This window comes from Rhodococcus sp. B50 (assembly GCF_013602415.1).
Classification (GTDB): Bacteria; Actinomycetota; Actinomycetes; order Mycobacteriales; family Mycobacteriaceae; genus Rhodococcus.
Genome location: NZ_WPAG02000002.1, coordinates 2,466,101 through 2,484,611, shown reverse-complemented (window position 1 = coordinate 2,484,611; position 18,511 = coordinate 2,466,101). Strand labels below are relative to the sequence as shown.

Genomic DNA, 18,511 nt, shown 5'->3' with positions numbered 1-18,511 from the left:
GGGTGTCTGCGGTTCAGCTTCCCAAGACGCCGGGTTCGCAGAGACTCGGGGAGGGACGATTCGCGCGTGCCGTGATGTGCTACTCGGCTGTGCGGGTCGACGGATGTGCAGGTCGGCGGTCCGACGCCGCCCTCGCTCGGTGTCGGCGTACCGCGGCGCGATTCGCGCATCGCACGGAGCAGTACTGCCGGCGACCGTTGCGGGTGACATCGACGACCACGGCCGTGCACGGGTTCCGCGGCATGTCCGATGCCGCACACCGGTGGAGGCGGTGCATTCCGCGCGTGGTGAGATGCAGTGCCGTGCCGACGCTGATCACCGCGCGGAGCACGTCGGGGAGCGGTTGGACCTCGTCGCGGTAGTGCAGGTGCCAGCCCTCGCCGTCGTGATCGGTCAGTCGGGGATAGGCCGCTGCGGTGGCCATCTGCTCGTTGAGCAGGCGCGCACGTTCCCGGGGGTCGGACGCGTCGACGACGGCGAGCCAGTCGTCGATGACCTCGCGGGTGCGCTGATGGTCGTCGGGCGCGGTCGGGAAGTCCATTGTCATGCCCACCTCGCGCGTACGGGCCATGATGCCTGCCCGATCCTCGGGCCAGTCGTCGGCCAGCGACGCCGCGAGGAGGACCGCATACTCTCCGTAAGGGTTGAGATGCATAAGGGCATTACATCATGGTGGTGGACATGACTGCTATCGAAGCTCGGAACCCACAGGAATGCCCCACCCGGACCCCCGCTCACGAACACGCGTGGAGTGTGGAGTCGAGCCACACCACGTCGATCGGGCAGGTGCTGTACGTGCGCTGCGTCGGATGCGGGGCCCGACGCGTCGATCTCGGCGGGGTGCCGTTCGTTCCGCCGACCGCGCTGAGTATCGAAGTGTCCTTGGATGATTGAGCCACCGGTCGAGGACCCGGCGTGTACAAGTGCCTGTCAGAAATCGCCCTCGGCGACCTGGAAACACACCAGTCCCATCCGCCGCCACATGCGCACCACCTGATCGCGGTCGTCGAGCACCGCGATGATGCGGTAGCGGTGCCGGATATGACGGTCGAACAGCTCGGCCTTGACGATCGAATCCTTCCGGTTGTCGCCGGCCGCTCGCATGTGGAGCTCGTCGTAGGGGATCGCGTGCCGGGCAAGCCAGTCCTCGGTTTCCGGCCGGCAGACGCCGTCGCGACCCGAGAGCAGCACGATCGCGGCCCGGTCGGGTGCAGCGGCGAACGCCCGCACCGCGGCCTCGACCGCCGGGGAGACGGTGTCCTCACCCACCCGGTGCCAGTGGTAGGGGCTCCGGTCGCTCATGTGCGCGAGTGTTCCGTCGATGTCGACGAGCCAGGCCGCCGGGAGGGCCGGATCCTCGACGTACCGTGCCGGTGGTGCGGGCGCGTTGCCCGGCGGCCGGTGCCGCTGCCTCGGTTGTTCCCCGCGACCGCGCGTCTTCTTCGTCATGGAAGTCGTATACCCACTCCTGCTCCGCGATGAGAATCCGAACCGGACAGGGTCTGCCTTCGTGACGGTGGAACACATTCGACGACACGAGGAGTCACGATGCCCAGGATCACTCCGTGGTTGTGGTTCGACATGAACGCCGAGGACGCCGCGAACTTCTACGTCGGCATCTTCCCCAACTCCAAGATCGGTGAGATCACCCGTTACATCGAGGAGTCCACAGGAGGTGGCATCTCGGTTCCGGCGGGGACTCCGATGACGGTCGAGTTCTTCCTCGACGGTCAGGTCTTCTACGGACTCAACGGGGGCCCGCAGTTCCGGTTCTCCGAGGCGGTGTCCTTCCAGATCGACTGCGCCGACCAGGAGGAGGCCGACCACTACTGGTACGCACTGACCGCCGACGGCGGCGAGGAATCCGCCTGCGGATGGTTGAAGGACAAGTACGGCCTGTCGTGGCAGGTGGTACCGAAACGGCTGAACGAACTGCTCGCCGACCCCGATCCGGCCGTCGTGCAGCGGGTGACCGCCGCGATGATGACGATGCGCCGGCTCGACGTCTCGGCCTTGGAGGCCGCCGCGCGCGGCTGATCGGCGCCCCGGGGCTGCGGTACGTTTCGGTGCATGACCACTCGCACCCAGCGGCTCGACGACCTGCCGTTCACCGGCAGACACCGCCGCCTGCTGACCGGCTCCGGCGTGGGCTGGGCCCTCGACGCCATGGACGTCGGGTTGATCTCGTTCGTCATGGCGGCGCTGGCCGTGCAGTGGGATCTGTCGTCCACGCAGTTGTCGTGGATCGGATCGATCGGCTTCGTCGGTATGGCGATCGGGGCGTCGCTCGGTGGTCTGCTCGCCGACCGAATCGGACGCCGGCAGGTGTTCGCCGCGACGTTGCTCGTCTACGGGCTCGCGACCGGCGCTGCGGCGCTGTCGACCTCGGTGGCGATGCTCATCGTCCTCCGGTTCGTCGTCGGACTCGGTCTCGGTGCCGAGCTGCCGGTCGCGTCGACGCTGGTCAGTGAGTTCGCGCCACGCAGAATACGTGGGCGCGTGGTCGTGGCCCTCGAGGCGTTCTGGGCGGTCGGCTGGCTCCTGGCCGCCCTGATCGGATACTTCGTCGTCCCCACGAGCGACAACGGATGGCGGTGGGCGCTCGCCGTCGGTCTCGTCCCCGCCGCCTACGCCCTCGTCGTGCGGTTCGGTCTACCCGAATCGGTGCGGTACCTCGAAAGTCGCGGACGGCAGGCGGAAGCCGAATCCATCGTGCGCGACTACGAACGATCGGCCGGTGTCGCCTATGTACCGGACGAGGGCCACGAACCCGTGACCGTGGCAGAGCCGGTCGCCCGAGGATCGGTGTGGGCGCCGAACCTGCGCCGCCGCACAGCCGCGCTGTGGATCGTGTGGTTCGGCATCAACTTCTCGTACTACGGCGCATTCATCTGGCTGCCGAGCCTGCTCGTCGCGCAGGGCTTCGATCTGGTGACCTCGTTCGGATACACGCTGCTCATCACGCTCGCCCAGTTGCCGGGTTACGGCGTCGCGGCGTGGCTGATCGAGGTGTGGGGACGACGAATGACGCTGGGCGTCTTTCTCGCCGGCTCGGCGGTGTCGGCGGGACTGTTCGGCCTCGCCGAGACGCCGGGAACGATCGTCGCCGCCGGTATGGCGCTGTCGTTCTTCAATCTCGGAGCCTGGGGTGCGCTGTATGCGATCGGCCCCGAGCTGTATCCCACACCCGTCCGCGGGGCCGGCACCGGTTCGGCCGCGGCTTTCGGCCGGCTCGCGTCGATCATCGCGCCGCTGCTGGTGCCGGTGCTGTTGGACACCGGGGGCAACGGTCTCGTCTTCGGCGCGTTCGCGGCGTCGTTCGTCGTCGCCGCGCTCGCCGCGTTCACCCTGCCCGAGCGGGCCGGGACGGTCCTCGACGAGAAGTGATGTCGGGAACCGTCCCGGTCGGAGCTCAGAGGCGCTCGCGCAATTCGACTTTGCGGATCTTGCCGGACGCGGTCTTCGGCAGGGCACCGAAGACGATGCTGTCGGGAACCTTGAAGCCGGCGAGCTGCGAACGCACGTGTGCCCGCAGTTCCGCCTCGTCGGCATTCGCGCCGCTGCGCAACGCGACGTAGGCGACGGGACGTTCGCCCCACTTCTCGCTCGGTGCCGCGACGACGGCCGCCTCGAGAACGGCCGGGTGGCTGATGAGAGCGGCCTCGACCTCGACGGACGAGATGTTCTCACCGCCGGAGATGATGACGTCCTTGGCGCGGTCGCGGATCTCGATGTAGCCGTCCGGATGCATGACGCCGATGTCGCCCGTGCGGAACCAGCCGTCCGGCACTGCGCGCGCGGTCGCGTCCGGGTTGTTGTAGTAGCCGAGCATCACGTTGTTGCCGCGCAGTGCGATCTCGCCGGTCGTCTCGCCGTCGGCCGGAACGTCGGATCCCATCGCGTCGACGATGCGGAGTTCACCGGCCACGACATTGCCGACACCCTGCCGGGAGCGCAGCCGTGCCTTCTCGTCCTCGGGAAGGACGTCCCACTCCGAACGCCACTCGCAGATCGCTGCCGGACCGTACGTCTCGGTGAGCCCGTACAGGTGCGTGATGTCGAGTCCGAGCGCGGTGCACCGCTCGATCAGGGCAGGGGCAGGCGGGGCACCACCGATTGCGGCGACGACCCGGTGGTCGATCCCACCGGCGTTGGGTGCGTCGACCAGCGACGCGAGCACGGTCGGCGCGCCGCACAGGTGCGTGACACCCTCGGTGCGCACAAGTTCCCAGATCCGTTCGGGATCGACCTTGGGCAGGCACACGTGGGTACCACCGGCAGCGGTGACCGCCCACGTGAACGTCCAGCCGTTGCAATGGAACATCGGCAGCGTCCACAGATAGGTGGACGCGCTGTCGAGCCCGAAGTGCGCGACCATCGCGAGGGACTGCAGGTAAGCGCCCCGCGCGTGGTACATCACGCCCTTCGGATCACCCGTGGTGCCGGACGTGTAGTTCAGGGCGATCATGCTGCGCTCGTCGGCGAGCGGCACGTAACGGTGGCGAGCGGCCGCGAGCTTGTCCTCGTAGTCGTCGCCGACGACAGTGATCGACGGCAGGTCGGCTGTCGCCTCGCGGGCCAGGTCGGCCAACGACTGCTCGACGAGCAGGACCCGGCTGCCCGAGTGCTCGAGGATGAACCGGAGCTCCGGCGCGGTGAGACGGGTGTTGAGCGAGACGAGCACAGCGCCCGCGTACAGCACGCCGTAGTGCGCCTCGAGCATCAACGAGGTGTTCGGCGCGAGTACCGCGACACGGTCGCCGGGTTCGACACCGAGAGCGTGCAACATGCCCGACTGTCGCAGGCAGCGATCGCGCAGTTCGGCGTAGGTGCGGCGGATGTCTCCGTCCACCACTGCGAGGTCGTCACGGAAGACCCGGGCGGAACGGTCGAGAAATGCCGTGGGCGTGAGTGTTTCGAAACTGAATTGCTCGGTCACGTCTGTCGGTGCTCCTTCGGATTACGACGCGCGCGCACTCCCCATCGCGAACGATGATGCGCACACCTCCCCGTGTGCTGTGAGGGCAATCCTCATTCTCCCAAGGGCTGTTGCCGATCTTGAACAGGGTCCACCTGTTCCGCAATCGGTCGACGTGGCCGCCCTACATTGACCGGGCCCGGAATCCGGCGTTCACTGAAAGGCACCGTGCCCGTCCACGAGAGAAGGCGAGCGGTATGAGTGCTCGGCAGAACGAACCCCGCCGAACCTCTCGTCCGGCGCGGCGTCCGACCGCGACGCGCGAGAAGACGGAGACCACGAGCGAACCCGCGCGGACGCGCAGCCGTCGATCTCGTGACCCCGATGCCGCGACGCGGCGTCGCTCGCGCGACGCGGAACCCGCGTCGCGGCGTCGATCTCGCGATCCCGCGCCCGCCTCGAGGCGCACCTCGACGCGATCCACCACCCGATCGACCGCCCGGACATCGTCCCGGACCGACACGGCGCCCCGCCGCCGTTCGAAGCCGACCCCGCCGAGGGAGACGCACCGGCCACGTCGGCCCGTGACGGAGACCGGACGACCGACCCGGCCCGAGCAGACCCGGCCCGAGCAGGCACAGCCGAAACCGGAATCGCCCGTCGACATGCTGAAGGATGCGGTGCGGGCCTTCGTCCGCACCGCACTGGGTGCGCTGCGGGGACTCGGCAAGAGACCGACCCGCCGCATCCGCGAATGGGTGGACTCGCTCCTCGGTGAGGTCACTCGCGGCGGCGTGGGACTGCAGGCGGTCCTCGCGGGCATCCGGGCCGCGCTGGAGGGCCGCAATCCAGCCCTCGCCGCGCTGGGCGGGCTGATCTCCGGACTGAGCACCAAGGCCAAGATCGGCCTGGCCGTCCTGATCGCATTGGTGTTGTTGCTCGGACCGGTGCTGCTCCTGGTGCTGGTGCTGGCCGTCCTCGTCGCAGCGGTGATCAGCGCCGTCCGATCCGCGGGCGACTGAACGTCGGGGACGGTCCGGTCCGTCTGCCGTGAGCAGACGAACCGCCGGTTCGCGCCCGATCGGGGTCAGGCTCGATGCATGACGACCACCGAACCACTCTCGTACCGGGACCAACTGGCCGACAGGCTTTTCCGTCAACGCATCCTGCGACTGACCGGAGAGGTGGACGACGAGACGGCCGAGCGTGTGTGCTCGGAACTCGTCCTGCTCGCCTCCGCCGACGACCGGCGCGACATCGTCCTGCACATCAATTCGCCGGGTGGATCCGTGCTGGCCGGCCTCGCCATCTACGACACCATGCAACTCGTCCCGAACGACGTAGCCACCGTCGCGGTCGGGTTCGCCGCCAGCATGGGGCAGGTCCTGCTCGCGGCAGGGACGAAGGGCAAACGGACGAGTCTCGCGCACAGCCGGATCATGATGCACCAGCCGTCGGCCGGTTTCTCGGGGACGGCCGTCGACATCGCGATCCAGGCAGAGAACCTCGAGTACATGAAACTGCAGTCGCAGCAGATCCTCTCGGACGCCACCGGACGTTCGCTCGAAGAGATCGAACGCGACAGCGACCGCGACCGGTGGTTCACCCCCGAACAGGCACGCGACTACGGCATCGTCGATGCCGTCGTGGATTCGCTCGCCGAACTGGCGCCGTTCGCCTCGGGACGACAGATGGGACTGGGACGATGAGCACCTACACGATTCCGAACGTGATCGAGCGTACGCCGTCGGGGGAGCGCTCGTTCGACGTCTTCAGCCGACTGCTGAACGAACGCATCGTCTTTCTCGGCACCGAGATCGACGACGGCGTCGCCAACGTCGTGATGGCGCAGCTGCTGCACCTCGAAGCGGAATCCCCCGACCGGGAGATCGGCCTGTACATCAACTCACCCGGCGGATCGTCCACCGCGATGCTCGCGATCTACGACACCATGCAGTTCCTGCGTCCGAAGGTCGCGACCTATTGCATGGGACAGGCCGCCTCCGCGGCCGCCGTGCTGCTCGCTGCGGGGGCACCCGGTCGTCGGCACGTGCTCGCGCATTCGCGGGTGCTGCTGCACCAGCCGTCGGCGCAGGGACAGGGCACCATCTCCGATCTGGCGCTGCAGGCGGCGGAGGTGATGAGGGTGCGGGCGCAGACCGAGGAGATCCTGGCCGCGCACACCGGACGCGACATCGAACAACTGCGCCGCGATACCGACCGGGACCGGATCTTCTCGCCGACGGAGGCGGTGGTCTACGGCCTCGCCGATCACGTCATCGTCGACCGGGACGGATGACCGTCACGCCGCGCACAACTCGACGCCGGCGTGGCTCGTGGTCCGGAGTGTGCGGTGCGCGGTCATCCGACGGATGCCGCGCGCCAGCAATTGCTCCATCGGAAGTTCCAGCGCATCGCACACGGACCGCAGGATCTCGGAGGACGCTTCCTTGCGCCCGCGTTCGACCTCCGACAGATACTGCTTCGACATCCCGACCGTGCGGGCCACGTCGCCGAGGCTGCGGTCCTGATCGCGACGCTCGTCGCGCAGGATCTCCCCGTAGATCTGGCGGAGCAAGCGGGGCTCGGCGTTCTCGGTTCCCGGTGCGGGGAGCCGCGCCACCCGCGCTGCTCCGGCGGCGAGATCGATCACGCGACCCTGCTCCTGCTCCATGCCGACCATTGTGCCGTCGACCCGACGGCGAGGGACCGGGTTCAGCCGAGGACGAACACCGCCCCGGCAGATGTGTAACGGGCCCGTAACCGCAGTTAACCGAACACATGACCTGGCGCCGATAACGTCGGCGCACCACGACGTATACAGCCGTGGATACAGGACGGGAGTTCGGGTGCCGACAGGATTGCACAGGCTTGCGGCTGCGCTCGACGCGCAGCTCGCGGACACCGACGCGGCATACGCCGCGACCTATCCCGGGACCGACGGTGCCCGCCAACCGGTACACACCGTCTACGTCCCGGCCGACCGCTACGACGTCGGGATCGTGGCACGGTGGGGAGCCGACGCGCTCGACGTCCTCGACACCCGCATCGACGGCCCCGCGGACCTCGCCGCGGTCACCGGCATCGAACCCGAACTCGCCGAGACAGTCCTCCCGCTCGTGGAGGCCAAACTGCGCACCGAACCGATCGAGGATCTGCGCATCGACTTCGAGGACGGGTTCAGGCGCCCCGGCATTCCCGAGCACGAACGCGACGCCGATGAGGACGCTCACGTCGCCCGCGTCGCCGCCGAACTCGCGACCGATCCCACCGCGACACCCTTCGTCGGCATCCGGTTCAAGTCCTTCGAGGCCGCCACCCGGCGCCGCGGCCTCCGCACGCTCGACGCCTTCGTCGCAGAACTGACCGGAAAGTGCGCTCTGCCCGACGGATTCGTCGTCACGCTGCCCAAGGTCACCGCACCCGAACAGGTCGCCGCCATGGTGACGGTCTGCGAACATCTCGAGTCCACCCATTCGCTCGCCGGGCCCCTGCGCTTCGAGATCCAGATCGAGACGCCGCAGGCGATCTGCGGACCCGACGGCACCGCTGCCGTCGCCACCATGATCCGAGCAGCCCGGGGGCGCTGTTCGGGGCTGCACTACGGCACCTACGACTACTCGGCCGCGTGCGACATCGCCGCCGAGTACCAGGCGATGGACCACCCCGTCGCCGACCACGCCAAGGCCACGATGCAGGTCGCGGCAGCGGGCACCGGGGTGCGGCTGTCCGACGGGTCCACCAACCGCCTTCCCGTCGGCACCCGCGACGAGATCCGCGCGGCATGGGGACTGCACGCCCGCCTGATCGACCGGTCGCTACGCCGCGGCTTCTACCAGGGCTGGGACCTGCACCCGGCGCAGCTGCCCACCCGCTACGCCGCGACCTTCGCGTTCTACCGCCGGTCGCTGTCCACCGCCGCGGGACGCGTCGCGGCCTACATCGACCCGGCCCTGTCGTCGGGATATCTCGACGAACCCGCCACTGCCCGTGCTCTCGCCGCCTTCCTCCTGCGGGGAACGAGCTGCGGAGCCCTCACCGAGAAGGAAGTATGCGATCGCACAGGCACGAATCTCGACCACCTGGCCCGGCTCGCGGGTCGACCGACGGCGGTGACGCGATGACCACCATGATCCGCGCGCGACGCGCCGTGGTGGGGGACGAGGAACGCAGCTGCGCCGTCCACGTGCGCGACGGTCGCATCGTCGCAATCGAGGAGTACGACGACGCCGCTCCGGCCGGTGCACGGGAGATCGTCCTCGCCGACGACGAGATGCTGCTCCCCGGCCTGGTGGACACGCACGTCCACGTCAACGAACCCGGCCGCACCGAATGGGAGGGATTCGCGACGGCGACACGTGCCGCCGCGGCCGGGGGAGTGACGACGATCGTCGACATGCCCCTCAACTCCATCCCGTCCACCGTAGACGTGGCGGCCCTCGAGGTGAAGCAGAAGGTCGCGGCCGAGCAGGTCACCGTCGACGTCGGATTCTGGGGCGGTGCGGTCCCCGGCAACCTCGCCGAGCTCGAACCTCTCTGGGACACAGGGGTGTACGGCTTCAAGTGCTTCCTCGCGTATTCGGGTCTCGACGAGTACCCGCCGCTGGACCGCGAGCAGATGGTCGAGGCGATGCGTGTGATCGCCGGCTTCGGCGGCCTGCTCATCGTGCATGCCGAGGACGGACCGACCCTCGATGCGCAGGACCCGCCGGCCGGTCCTCGATACGACGACTTCCTGTACTCGCGACCACCGGTCGCCGAATCTCGTGCCGTGGCCCAGGTCATCGACGGCGCGCGGCAGACCGGATGCCGCGTGCACATCCTGCACCTGTCGGACGCGGGAAGCCTCCCGCTCGTCGCCGCGGCGAAGGCCGAGGGGCTGCCCGTCACCGCGGAGACCTGCCCGCACTATCTGTCGCTGTTCAGTGAGGAGATCCTCGACGGCTCCACACATTTCAAGTGCTGCCCACCGATTCGTGAGGCCCGTAACCGGGAAGCGCTGTGGCGCGGCCTGGCCGACGGCACGCTCGACTGCATCGTCTCCGATCACTCTCCGTGCCTGCCGGAGCTGAAGAAGTTCGTCACCGGCGACTTCGGCGAGGCCTGGGGCGGAATCTCGTCGCTGCAACTCGGATTGCCCATCGTCTGGTCGGAGGCCCGCAAGCGCGGGCACACACTCGTCGACGTGGTGCGCTGGATGGCCGGTCGCACCGCCGACCTCGTGGGCCTGGCCGACCGCGGTGCCATCGCCGTGGGCAACAGTGCCGACCTGTGCGTCTTCGCGCCCGACGACGCCTTCGTGGTCTTCCCGGAGCGGCTGCACCACCGCAACGCGGTGACGCCCTACGCCGAACGCGCGCTGGCCGGGGTCGTGCGGCAGACCTGGCTCGCCGGTGAACCACTCACCGTCACCCTCGGCGCCACCGACCCCGCACCGCGTGGTGAGCTGCTCTCCCGAAAGGAAAACCGTTGACCGAAGCAGATTTCCTGCAACTGCCCGATCTCGCCGCGCGATCGCTGGGCGGTGCCGTCGTGTACGCGAACGACGAGTTCTTCGCGAGTCGCGAGAACCTGATCTCGCCGGGCGCACCCGATTTCGATCCGTCCGAGTTCGGGCACAAGGGAAAGGTCTACGATGGGTGGGAGACCCGGCGTCGCCGCGAACCCGGGCACGACTTCGCGGTGGTCCGGCTCGGCGTTCCCGGTGTCGTCGAGGGTGTCGTGATCGACACCGCCTGGTTCACCGGCAACTACCCGCCCTTCGCATCCGTCGAGGGGGTGAATCTCGATGGTTACCCGACCGATCAGGAACTCCTGGACGCACCGTGGGAACCGGTCCTCGAGCGGGTGGCCCTGAAGGGCGACACAGCGAACGCCTTCGCGGTGGACGACGATCGGCGCTGGACGCACCTGCGCCTGAACATCTTTCCCGACGGCGGTGTGGCCCGCTTCCGGGTGCACGGACATGCACGCCCGGACCCGGCCTTCCTCACGGGCACGATCGATCTCGCGGCCCTCGAGAACGGCGGCGACGTCGTCGCGTGCTCGAACCGTTTCTATTCGTCGCCGCGCAACATCATCGGCCTCGGTCGCTCGCGGCACATGGGGGAGGGCTGGGAGAACGCCCGTCGCCGTGACGACGGCAACGACTACGTGGTGATCCGTCTCGCCGGGCAGGGCTGCGTCGACCACGTCGAGATCGACACCTCCTATTTCGTCGGCAACGCACCAGGAGCGGCGCGTTTGAGCGGAATTCCCAGGGAGGACGCGATGTCCGACGAATCGTCCTGGGTCGAACTCGTGCCGCGGACCGCACTGCTGCCGGACTGCCGGCACCGTTTCCGCGTCGATTCGCCGATCCCGGTGGAGTTCGTGCGGCTCGATGTCTATCCCGACGGTGGCATCGCCCGTCTGCGCGTGAACGGACGACTGACCTGAGACAGATCTGACGAACGTATTACCCAGGTGACGACGGTGTTCGACGTCACCGCCAAAGAAGCGGGCCCACCGCGCTACGACGAACCGTTGCGCGGTGGGCAGAAGCCGGACCGGTGTGGGCTGTGCGTGTCACGTCCGGTCGACCGGTTCACCGCTCTTCGTCGGGCGTGCTCCGTCATGGCGCCCCAGATGCCGTGTGTTTCTCCGGCGGCGAGCGCATAGTCGCCGCACTCTCCACGAACGCTGCAGCTCATGCAGATACTGCATGCCAGCTGCTCCCGGCGCGCTCGTGCACCTCGGGTTTCGACTTCGGGTGCAAAGAACATCTCCGCGCCGTAGAACCGGCAGAGTGCCCGACTCTGCCAGTCCCAGGCGTGTCCGTCGAGACTCGTGTGCGACAGGCGTTTTCCCATCGCTTTCAACAATCCGTCTCAACTCACCCCGAGGAACCGCATTGCATTCTCGTGCTCGATCATGGCGCGGGCCTCGAGCGTCAGGAACTCACTCTTACGAACCACGCTTCCCACCGGTCGCTCGCCGAGGGGATACGGATAGTCACTACCGACGAGTACCCGTTCGGAACCCATCGTATCGACGAGCAGTCGAAGGGCTCGCTCGTCGAATACGACGGAATCGACGTAGAACCGGTCCACATATTGGGAGGGTGGCTTGGCCGACGTGCCGATGATGTCGTGACGGCGGTGCCACGCGTTGTCGACGCGACCGAGCCAGAATGCGAAGGACCCACCGCCATGAGCGAACGCGATTCGCAGACCCTCGTCAATCCGGTCGAATCCTCCGCCCAGAATCAGCGAGAGAATCGACAAGTGGGTCTCGGCCGGCATTCCTGCGAGCCACTGGGCCATCCACCGGTCCAAGCGTGGCGAGTTTGCCATGTCCCACGGATGCACGAACACCGGAACCGACAGCGAGGCGCAGTGCTGCAGGAAGGTCACTATCCCATCGCTGTCGAGATCGCGATCACCGACGTGATTACCGATCTCGACGCCGCGGTGCCCATTTTCGACACACCGTTCCAATTCGCGGCATGCGGCATCCGTGTCCTGCAGGGGGACTTGGCAGAACGGAATGAGCCGATCCGGTGCCGGTTCGACGATCGTGAGAGCCAGGTCGTTGAAGATGCGCGCGATCCGCTCGGCTTCTTCGGGCGTACGTCCGTAATTGAAGAAAGCGGGGGTGGGGGAGACGACCTGTGCCCGGACACCGTCCGCATCCATGTCACGCAGTCGCACTTCGTAATCCCACGCATCGGACTGGATACGGCGGAACTCACGCGTACCCATCATGATGATTGCGTCGGATTCGCTTTCGACCCGAAGCCACGGTGCGTCGACCCCGGCGTCGGCACTCAGGTCGGGCCACCCCTTCGGAACGTAATGGGTGTGTACGTCGATGATGTCGCTCATGTCATCCCTTTCCGGGATGCAGTGCGCCGCAGGTACTGCAGGTCCGCGCGGTCTCGTCGTTATAGAAATCGACGAACACGGGCGGCAGGTCCGCAACGATGTCACGTACCTGCAGTTCGACTTCGTGGATGAGAGCATCGCACTCGAGGCAGTACCACTGGAACTTCTCTAGTGTTCCTTCGCGCCGTACACGCTCGATTACGAGTCCGATGCCTTCGGTGGGGCGCTGAGGCGAATGGGGGATGTTTCCGGGGAGCAGCCAGGATTCGCCCTCGCGAATGTGCACCGCGCGAGTGCCCTCCTCGGTCATGACATTGACGTGGATATCGCCTTCGATCTGGAAGAACCACTCCTCGTATGGATCCACGTGGTAGTCGGTGCGCTGGTTGGGACCACCGATGACCTGCACGATGAAGTCGTCCCCGAGAGCCATGGTCTGGTTGTTCACCGGCGGAGCGAGGAGGTGCCGGTTGTCGGCGATCCACTTGTGGAAGTCGATGACGGGCGGAATGGTTGTCATGGCGTTCTCTTTCGGTTCAGTGGTGACGGGCGCCAGGTAGATGGGCTACTGCTTGCATCTCGATGAGCAGGTGCGGATGGGGCAGCTGGTGCACTGCCACGGTCGTCCGTGTCGGGCCTGCTTCGTCGAGCATTTCGGCGTAAACCTCGTTGTATCCGCCAAAGTCGTTCATCGACACGAGGTAGGTAGTGACCTGGACGAGGTCGGTAAGGTCGGCTCCGACCTCCGCGAGAATTGCCTGGATATTGCTGATAACCGCGCGCGTCTGGGCGCGGATATCGAGGCGTGTCGTGCCCATCTCGTCTACCTCGACACCTATGAAAGTGTTGTCGGGCCGACGAGAGCTGGTGCCGGAGACGTAAACGAAATCGCCGGCGACCTTGACGTGGGGGAACCTACCCCGAGGTGTGGCGAGCCCCTCGATCACTCGTGCGTTCCCGGTCATGCGATTCCCTTCAGGCTCACGGTTCCCAAACCTTCCACTTCACATTCGACGCTGCCTGTCGTCAGCGGTGTTGCCGCAGTTGCGGCTCCGGCCAGCACCACATACCCGGCGCGCAACGGAATCTGCCGACGTCGTGCGATTTCCAACAACTCGCGGACGGCATTGGCCGGGTCGTCGAGGACAGCGTTCGTCGAGCCTTCCACGACGGTGCCGGATGTGGAGAGGCGGACAGCGCGATTGCTGACATCCTGCAGCGGATGCCACGGCCCGATGACGTAAGCTGCTGCGGAGGTGTTGTCCGCCACCACGTCGGTGTAGGTGAAACGGAAATCCCGATACCGTGAATCGATGATCTCCATCGCGGGAGCGACAGCATCTACGTATGCGGCAATATTCGGCATAGGTCCGTCGAAGTCGATATCGGCGGAGATGCGGTACGCGATCTCGGGTTCGATCTTCGGGTGGATGAAGCGCGAGAGGTCTACGCTCTCGCCGTCGGCGACCTCCATGGCGTCCGTGAGTCGCCCGACGATGATTTCCGATACGCCCATCTGGGCCATTTTCGCTCGGCTGGTGAAGCCGAGTTTGACGCCGACCAGATTCTCTCCCCGTGCACATCGACGGGCGACGAGTTCTTCCTGGATTGCGTAGGCGGCGTCGACGTCGATGTCGATGTCGTCTGCCAAGCTGTTCGTTTCGATGCGGTCCTGCTCAGCCGAGTCCAGGCGGGCGGCCAGCTCTGTGACAGTGTCCGTGGCCATGTTCATGTGGTTGTCCTTCATCGGTGATTCTCGGTCACAGTTGCACGCAAACGTTGGTCGGTTCGGAATAGAAGTGGAGTGAGGACTCCCCCCCTTCTCGTCCGATCCCCGAGAGTCCCATCCCGCCGAACGGAGATCGAAGTTCGCGGGTGAACCAGGTGTTGACCCACGAGATGCCCACGTGCATCTTCTGGGCGACGCGGTGGCCTCGACGGAGGTCGTTCGTCCACACGGCTGATGCGAGCCCGTATTCCGTGTCGTTCGCGAGTGCGATCGCTTCGTCTTCGGTGTCGAACGGTACGAGTGCTGCCACGGGACCGAAAATCTCTTCTCGGAGTATGCGGTCGGTGTTCGTCAGCCCGGTCCACAGTGTCGGTTCGATCCAGGATCCGCCGTCGAGGTCCGGTCCGAGCTCGGGAATGCTGCCCCCGGTCAGTACCTTCGCTCCGGATTCCTCGGCGAGCCGGAGATACCCGAGGACCTTGTCCCGGTGCCCCTGGGAGATCAGCGGACCGGTCGTCGTGTTCGGATCGTTGGGGTCGCCGAGTCGAAGGCTCTCGGCGCGCTCGGCGAGTCCGGCCGCGATGTCGTCGAAGATCGCCCGGTGGACGTACACCCTCTCGGTGCACAGACACACCTGACCGGTATTGGTGAAGATCGACTTTGCCAGCCCGGTCACTGCTTCGTCGATGTTCACATCGTCGAATACGATTGCGGCGTTCTTCCCGCCGAGTTCGAACGAGACCGGACGAACTCGGGGTGCGACCGTTTTCATCACGTGGGCACCGGTCGTTGACGATCCGGTGAAGGTGACACCGTCGATACCCGGATGGGTGGTCAGATATTCACCCGCCGAGTCGGCGCCGAAGCCGTGCACGACGTTGTAGGCACCGGCGGGCAGGCCGGCTTCGGCAAGTACCTCGGCGAGAAGCGTTGCTGTCGAGGGGGTCTCCTCGCTCGGTTTGACCACGATCGCATTGCCGCATGCGAGTGCGGGTGCGACCTTCCACGTCAGCAGGAGCAGTGGGAGATTCCACGGCACGATTACGGCCACGACGCCGAGCGGCTTGCGGACAGCGTAATTGAGGGCTTGTCTTCCGCCTGCAAGATCGGTGAGGAAGGACTCCTGTCCGGCGGCTGCGACGATGTCGGCGAAGGTGCGGAAATTCACGATCGCCCGAGTGACGTCCAGTTCTCGGGCCTGGGTGAGAGGCTTTCCGGTATCGGTCATTTCGGCGGCGACGAACTCGTCGAACCGTTCTTCGATCCGATCGGCGACTCGACGTAGCAGCGCGGTGCGCTCTCGTACGGGAGTGTCGGCCCAGCCGCTGTCCAGTGCGTGGCGCGCCGCGGTGACCGCACGGTCGACGAGAGGGCGGTCTGCTTCGTGGACTCGGGCGACGATCCGGCCCGTCGAGGGGTCGATCTGATCGAACCCGCGTCGGGAATCGGGTTCGACGAATTCGCCGTCGACGAAATTGCGAATCCAACCGTCCTGGATGGGTTTCATGTTTCAATCCTCAGTTCTCGAACGATTACGGGCAAATGCCAATCACGTGATTGCTATGCCCATTTTGTAATAGCAATGGAGAGGGGCCGCAGCCTTTGCTCTTGTCGACGACTCGGCCGATCCGTTCTCCGAACACAGAAGGCGCCCCGAACGAGGGCATCTCGGGTCCGACCGATGCCATCGACCGGGCACTCCGACACGGTGAGGAGGCGTCGTCACTGCAAATCGGTCCCGAGGACTCGGATGCGCTTGTGTCGGCGGCCCGGTTCATCTCGAAATCGGTTCCGGGACAGGGTGAACCTGTCACCGGAAGAAAGTTGCGTGCTTCAGAGGACTACGGCAGCGCGGCCGTTGACGTGCCCGTTCCTCAGGGCATCGAGAGCAGAGGGTAGTTCGTGCAGAGCGAACTCGTGCACGGGAAGCGCCAGTCGGCCCGAGGTGATCAGGTCACACATCATCGGGACGAGCGACGCTTGTTCCTCTCGTCGGCGCATCATGTTCAAGGGTAGTAGCGCCACGTCGTGCAGGAGGAAGTTGGGCAGGTCGAGGCTGACGGCTTCACCGCGTGTGTAGCCGATCAGGACTGCCCGACCTCCCGGCACGACGCCCCCGAGCAGGCTCGCCAGTTGTTGTCCGCCCACAGTATCGATGAGTACGTCGAACATCGGTTTCGATGCAAGACGATCCAGGACATCCGGAGACGACACGAGCGGCTCGACTCCCTGGGGGAGAGTTGCGGCCTTGGCGTGCGTCGAGACGAGTCCGGTGACACTCGCCGCGCCGGCATGGAGGGCGAACTGGCCGGAGGCGGCGCCCACGGCACCCGACGCTCCGGTGACGAGCACCCGTTCGCCGGGTGTTATCCGAGCGACACCCGTGACCGCGAGGTAGCCGGAGGTGGAGGGGGAGAGGAAAGTGGCTGCTGCGGCTGGAGGTAGAGACCGGGGCAACTCCATGAGCGCGGTATCAGGGGCTGCCACGTACTCGGCCCAGCATCCGGGCCGGTTGACGCCCACCCCCCCGCCACGGACCAACACGCGTACTCCCGGTTCGAATCGATCGGATTCGACGATGGTCCCGACTGCGTCGGTCCCCCCGATGTGGGGGAGGCGGGGCGGAACCGAGAATCGGCCCGACGCGATGGTCACGTCCAGGTGGCCGACCGCGGCGGCCGCCACTTCGACCAGAGATTCGTTCGCTACAGGGTGAGGGACTTCGGTCTGCTCGATCCGTGGGGACTGCCCGTAGCGGTGGAGTAGGGCGGCTCGCATGGAGTGCACTATTTCAGCGTCAGTGCGACATCGACGTTGTTCCGGACTGCCTTGGAATACGGGCACTTCTGATGTGCGCCCTCGACCACGGTGCGTGCAACGTCCTCGTCGACTCCGGGCATGTTCACCACGAGCTCGACCGAGAGACCGAACCCCTCACCGTGATCCGCGATCGTGACTCGCGCGGTCACCGTGGGGTCGGTGAGCCGCACCTTGTGCACACGCGCAACGGACGACAATGCCGACAGGAAACAACCGGCGTATCCGGCAGCGAAGAGTTGTTCGGGATTGGATCCGCCGCCGGCGCCCCCCAGTTCGACAGGGATGCCGAGAGCGACGTCGACCAGTCCGTCGTTCGAAGCGACACGGCCGTTTCGGCCGTTGCCGTCTGCGGTTGCCTCTGCGGTGTATTCCATCACAGTCACTTCAGTTCCTTCCGATCAGAGTGAGAAGTTCTTCCACTGCACGTGGAGTGGCTCGGGCGAATGTGCCTCCGCGCGAGACGGGTGTGCCGGTTGCCCGCGCAACGCTGACCGCGAGCTCTGCCTGTCGCACGGCGAGGTAGGTGGGATTGGCAACCATGGCGCCGTCCAACTGCAGGTCGGTGTCGGTGGCGCTCAGCAATGCGAACAATCCTCCTGCGGACATCACTACTTCGACGCCGCTCTCACGGACCATGGCCTGTGCCGCGTCGAGGAACATCTTTTTGATTGCTTCGTATCCGGCCGGATCATCGTATGCAGCTACTGCCTCGTCGGGGGTGATCTGCATGCATCGGACGTCGACAACTCTCGATTCGAGTCCGTACCGACGGATCTGTTCGTGATGCCACGGGAGGTAGACGGGGTCGATGGAGACGATCCCGACCCGTCCACCGAGCATGCATGCTTGATGCATGCTGGCTTCGCCGTGTCCGATGACCGGGATGTCGACGGCGGTCCGTGCCTCGAACAGGCCCGCGTCCTGGAAGTGCCCGACGAGTACCGCGTCGAACCCCTCCCGTTCCGCTTCGACGATGCCGGCGATGGACTGGACACTGCACCGTAGCTCACTCAGACGTCCCAGCTGAGTGTCTGCGGGGCTGATTCCGCGGACCTCGAACGAGACACCCGGTGCGGCGATCCCGGCAAGGTAGTCGGCCAGCCGAGAGAGATACGGCTGGTGGAGGGCCGGGTCCGTGTAGCTCTGATACAGAATACGTACGGGGGCGTGTGCTGACAT

At 66.2% G+C, this 18,511-nt stretch carries 22 protein-coding genes; 9 read left to right on the top strand and 13 right to left on the bottom strand.

Annotated elements, in window-relative coordinates; genetic code table 11:
• Window positions 1-79: 79 nt before the first annotated feature.
• Window positions 80-655 carry a CGNR zinc finger domain-containing protein gene (locus tag GON09_RS11665; RefSeq protein WP_213931917.1) on the bottom strand — a complete coding sequence of 192 codons (576 nt, stop codon included), beginning with the start codon at window positions 653-655 and terminating at the stop codon, window positions 80-82.
• Window positions 656-681: 26 nt separating this feature from the next.
• Here GON09_RS11665 and GON09_RS11660 point away from each other — a divergent pair, with 26 nt between their 5' ends.
• The gene (locus GON09_RS11660; protein WP_213934631.1) at window positions 682-894 is read left to right on the top strand and encodes a hypothetical protein; all 213 of its coding nucleotides are present in this window, start codon (window positions 682-684) and stop codon (window positions 892-894) included.
• A 36-nt stretch (window positions 895-930) separates the two neighbouring features.
• Here GON09_RS11660 and GON09_RS11655 read toward each other — a convergent pair whose 3' ends face one another.
• Window positions 931-1,449 carry a phosphatase domain-containing protein gene (locus GON09_RS11655; RefSeq protein ID WP_213931916.1) on the bottom strand — a complete coding sequence of 173 codons (519 nt, stop codon included), beginning with the start codon at window positions 1,447-1,449 and terminating at the stop codon, window positions 931-933.
• A 99-nt stretch (window positions 1,450-1,548) separates the two neighbouring features.
• Here GON09_RS11655 and GON09_RS11650 point away from each other — a divergent pair, with 99 nt between their 5' ends.
• Together GON09_RS11650 and GON09_RS11645 are read left to right on the top strand one after the other, a co-directional pair.
• Window positions 1,549-2,037 (top strand): VOC family protein, encoded by a 489-nt coding sequence (locus tag GON09_RS11650; protein WP_213931915.1) that lies wholly within the window; start codon window positions 1,549-1,551, stop codon window positions 2,035-2,037.
• A 33-nt stretch (window positions 2,038-2,070) separates the two neighbouring features.
• Window positions 2,071-3,387 carry an MFS transporter gene (locus tag GON09_RS11645; RefSeq protein WP_213931914.1) on the top strand — a complete coding sequence of 439 codons (1,317 nt, stop codon included), beginning with the start codon at window positions 2,071-2,073 and terminating at the stop codon, window positions 3,385-3,387.
• A 25-nt stretch (window positions 3,388-3,412) separates the two neighbouring features.
• On the opposite strand, the gene GON09_RS11640 is transcribed toward GON09_RS11645, so the two are convergent.
• Window positions 3,413-4,939 carry an AMP-binding protein gene (locus GON09_RS11640; protein WP_213931913.1) on the bottom strand — a complete coding sequence of 509 codons (1,527 nt, stop codon included), beginning with the start codon at window positions 4,937-4,939 and terminating at the stop codon, window positions 3,413-3,415.
• A 563-nt stretch (window positions 4,940-5,502) separates the two neighbouring features.
• On the opposite strand from GON09_RS11640, the gene GON09_RS11635 reads away from it, so the two are divergent.
• From GON09_RS11635 to GON09_RS11625, 3 genes are all read left to right on the top strand, one after another.
• Window positions 5,503-5,940: a hypothetical protein gene (locus GON09_RS11635; protein WP_307854357.1), complete on the top strand. Its 438-nt coding sequence runs from the start codon at window positions 5,503-5,505 to the stop codon at window positions 5,938-5,940.
• A gap of 78 nt (window positions 5,941-6,018) precedes the next feature.
• A complete protein-coding gene (locus tag GON09_RS11630) occupies window positions 6,019-6,627 on the top strand; it encodes a ClpP family protease (RefSeq protein WP_213931912.1) in 609 nt (202 codons plus the stop codon).
• Window positions 6,624-7,217 (top strand): ATP-dependent Clp protease proteolytic subunit, encoded by a 594-nt coding sequence (locus GON09_RS11625; RefSeq protein ID WP_213931911.1) that lies wholly within the window; start codon window positions 6,624-6,626, stop codon window positions 7,215-7,217. The genes GON09_RS11630 and GON09_RS11625 overlap by 4 nt, the downstream gene beginning before the upstream one ends.
• 3 nt (window positions 7,218-7,220) lie before the next feature.
• On the opposite strand, the gene GON09_RS11620 is transcribed toward GON09_RS11625, so the two are convergent.
• On the bottom strand, window positions 7,221-7,601 hold the full coding sequence (locus GON09_RS11620) for a helix-turn-helix domain-containing protein (protein WP_213931910.1): 381 nt from the start codon (window positions 7,599-7,601) through the stop codon (window positions 7,221-7,223).
• 166 nt (window positions 7,602-7,767) lie between these two features.
• Between GON09_RS11620 and GON09_RS11615 the strand changes: the two genes are divergently transcribed.
• Genes GON09_RS11615 through alc form a run of 3 tightly spaced genes read left to right on the top strand, consistent with a single transcriptional unit; the run spans window position 7,768 to window position 11,356 of the window.
• Window positions 7,768-9,042: a DUF6986 family protein gene (locus GON09_RS11615; protein WP_213931909.1), complete on the top strand. Its 1,275-nt coding sequence runs from the start codon at window positions 7,768-7,770 to the stop codon at window positions 9,040-9,042.
• Window positions 9,039-10,391 (top strand): allantoinase AllB, encoded by a 1,353-nt coding sequence (gene allB, locus GON09_RS11610; RefSeq protein ID WP_213931908.1) that lies wholly within the window; start codon window positions 9,039-9,041, stop codon window positions 10,389-10,391. The genes GON09_RS11615 and allB overlap by 4 nt, the downstream gene beginning before the upstream one ends.
• Complete coding sequence (gene alc / locus GON09_RS11605; protein WP_213931907.1) at window positions 10,388-11,356, top strand: allantoicase; 969 nt, start codon at window positions 10,388-10,390, stop codon at window positions 11,354-11,356. The genes allB and alc overlap by 4 nt, the downstream gene beginning before the upstream one ends.
• A 74-nt stretch (window positions 11,357-11,430) precedes the next feature.
• On the opposite strand, the gene GON09_RS11600 is transcribed toward alc, so the two are convergent.
• From GON09_RS11600 to GON09_RS11560, 9 genes are all read right to left on the bottom strand, one after another.
• Window positions 11,431-11,769, bottom strand: a complete 339-nt coding sequence (locus GON09_RS11600; protein WP_081314471.1) for a WhiB family transcriptional regulator — start codon at window positions 11,767-11,769, stop codon at window positions 11,431-11,433.
• An 18-nt stretch (window positions 11,770-11,787) separates the two neighbouring features.
• Window positions 11,788-12,783: an amidohydrolase family protein gene (locus GON09_RS11595; protein WP_213931906.1), complete on the bottom strand. Its 996-nt coding sequence runs from the start codon at window positions 12,781-12,783 to the stop codon at window positions 11,788-11,790.
• Window position 12,784: 1 nt separating this feature from the next.
• Window positions 12,785-13,303, bottom strand: a complete 519-nt coding sequence (locus GON09_RS11590) for a 3-hydroxyanthranilate 3,4-dioxygenase (protein ID WP_059381518.1) — start codon at window positions 13,301-13,303, stop codon at window positions 12,785-12,787.
• A gap of 16 nt (window positions 13,304-13,319) precedes the next feature.
• Entirely contained in the window at window positions 13,320-13,748 is a 429-nt protein-coding gene (locus tag GON09_RS11585; protein WP_064062265.1) for a RidA family protein, read from the bottom strand.
• A complete protein-coding gene (locus tag GON09_RS11580) occupies window positions 13,745-14,515 on the bottom strand; it encodes a 2-keto-4-pentenoate hydratase (RefSeq protein ID WP_202968355.1) in 771 nt (256 codons plus the stop codon). Before GON09_RS11580 ends, GON09_RS11585 begins: the two co-directional genes overlap by 4 nt.
• A 28-nt stretch (window positions 14,516-14,543) precedes the next feature.
• Window positions 14,544-16,019 carry a 2-hydroxymuconic semialdehyde dehydrogenase gene (locus GON09_RS11575; RefSeq protein WP_213931905.1) on the bottom strand — a complete coding sequence of 492 codons (1,476 nt, stop codon included), beginning with the start codon at window positions 16,017-16,019 and terminating at the stop codon, window positions 14,544-14,546.
• Window positions 16,020-16,345: 326 nt separating this feature from the next.
• Window positions 16,346-17,290, bottom strand: a complete 945-nt coding sequence (locus GON09_RS11570) for a quinone oxidoreductase family protein (RefSeq protein WP_213931904.1) — start codon at window positions 17,288-17,290, stop codon at window positions 16,346-16,348.
• A gap of 8 nt (window positions 17,291-17,298) precedes the next feature.
• Window positions 17,299-17,706 carry an organic hydroperoxide resistance protein gene (locus GON09_RS11565; RefSeq protein ID WP_060651746.1) on the bottom strand — a complete coding sequence of 136 codons (408 nt, stop codon included), beginning with the start codon at window positions 17,704-17,706 and terminating at the stop codon, window positions 17,299-17,301.
• Between the two features lie 10 nt (window positions 17,707-17,716).
• Window positions 17,717-18,511 carry an aspartate/glutamate racemase family protein gene (locus tag GON09_RS11560; RefSeq protein ID WP_060651745.1) on the bottom strand — a complete coding sequence of 265 codons (795 nt, stop codon included), beginning with the start codon at window positions 18,509-18,511 and terminating at the stop codon, window positions 17,717-17,719.

Excerpts from the sequence above, each read along its gene's own strand:
- GON09_RS11565 (WP_060651746.1), bottom strand. The coding sequence starts at position 17,706 with ATGGAATACACCGCAGAGGCAACCGCAGACGGCAACGGCCGAAACGGC.
- GON09_RS11590 (WP_059381518.1), bottom strand. The coding sequence starts at position 13,303 with ATGACAACCATTCCGCCCGTCATCGACTTCCACAAGTGGATCGCCGAC.
- GON09_RS11575 (WP_213931905.1), bottom strand. The coding sequence starts at position 16,019 with ATGAAACCCATCCAGGACGGTTGGATTCGCAATTTCGTCGACGGCGAA.
- GON09_RS11645 (WP_213931914.1), top strand. The coding sequence starts at position 2,071 with ATGACCACTCGCACCCAGCGGCTCGACGACCTGCCGTTCACCGGCAGA.
- GON09_RS11570 (WP_213931904.1), bottom strand. The coding sequence starts at position 17,290 with ATGCGAGCCGCCCTACTCCACCGCTACGGGCAGTCCCCACGGATCGAG.
- GON09_RS11600 (WP_081314471.1), bottom strand. The coding sequence starts at position 11,769 with ATGGGAAAACGCCTGTCGCACACGAGTCTCGACGGACACGCCTGGGAC.
- allB (WP_213931908.1), top strand. The coding sequence starts at position 9,039 with ATGACCACCATGATCCGCGCGCGACGCGCCGTGGTGGGGGACGAGGAA.
- GON09_RS11580 (WP_202968355.1), bottom strand. The coding sequence starts at position 14,515 with ATGAACATGGCCACGGACACTGTCACAGAGCTGGCCGCCCGCCTGGAC.
- GON09_RS11585 (WP_064062265.1), bottom strand. The coding sequence starts at position 13,748 with ATGACCGGGAACGCACGAGTGATCGAGGGGCTCGCCACACCTCGGGGT.
- GON09_RS11650 (WP_213931915.1), top strand. The coding sequence starts at position 1,549 with ATGCCCAGGATCACTCCGTGGTTGTGGTTCGACATGAACGCCGAGGAC.
- GON09_RS11630 (WP_213931912.1), top strand. The coding sequence starts at position 6,019 with ATGACGACCACCGAACCACTCTCGTACCGGGACCAACTGGCCGACAGG.
- GON09_RS11560 (WP_060651745.1), bottom strand. The coding sequence starts at position 18,511 with ATGTCAGCACACGCCCCCGTACGTATTCTGTATCAGAGCTACACGGAC.
- GON09_RS11665 (WP_213931917.1), bottom strand. The coding sequence starts at position 655 with ATGCATCTCAACCCTTACGGAGAGTATGCGGTCCTCCTCGCGGCGTCG.
- GON09_RS11595 (WP_213931906.1), bottom strand. The coding sequence starts at position 12,783 with ATGAGCGACATCATCGACGTACACACCCATTACGTTCCGAAGGGGTGG.
- GON09_RS11655 (WP_213931916.1), bottom strand. The coding sequence starts at position 1,449 with ATGACGAAGAAGACGCGCGGTCGCGGGGAACAACCGAGGCAGCGGCAC.
- GON09_RS11660 (WP_213934631.1), top strand. The coding sequence starts at position 682 with ATGACTGCTATCGAAGCTCGGAACCCACAGGAATGCCCCACCCGGACC.
- GON09_RS11620 (WP_213931910.1), bottom strand. The coding sequence starts at position 7,601 with ATGGTCGGCATGGAGCAGGAGCAGGGTCGCGTGATCGATCTCGCCGCC.
- GON09_RS11625 (WP_213931911.1), top strand. The coding sequence starts at position 6,624 with ATGAGCACCTACACGATTCCGAACGTGATCGAGCGTACGCCGTCGGGG.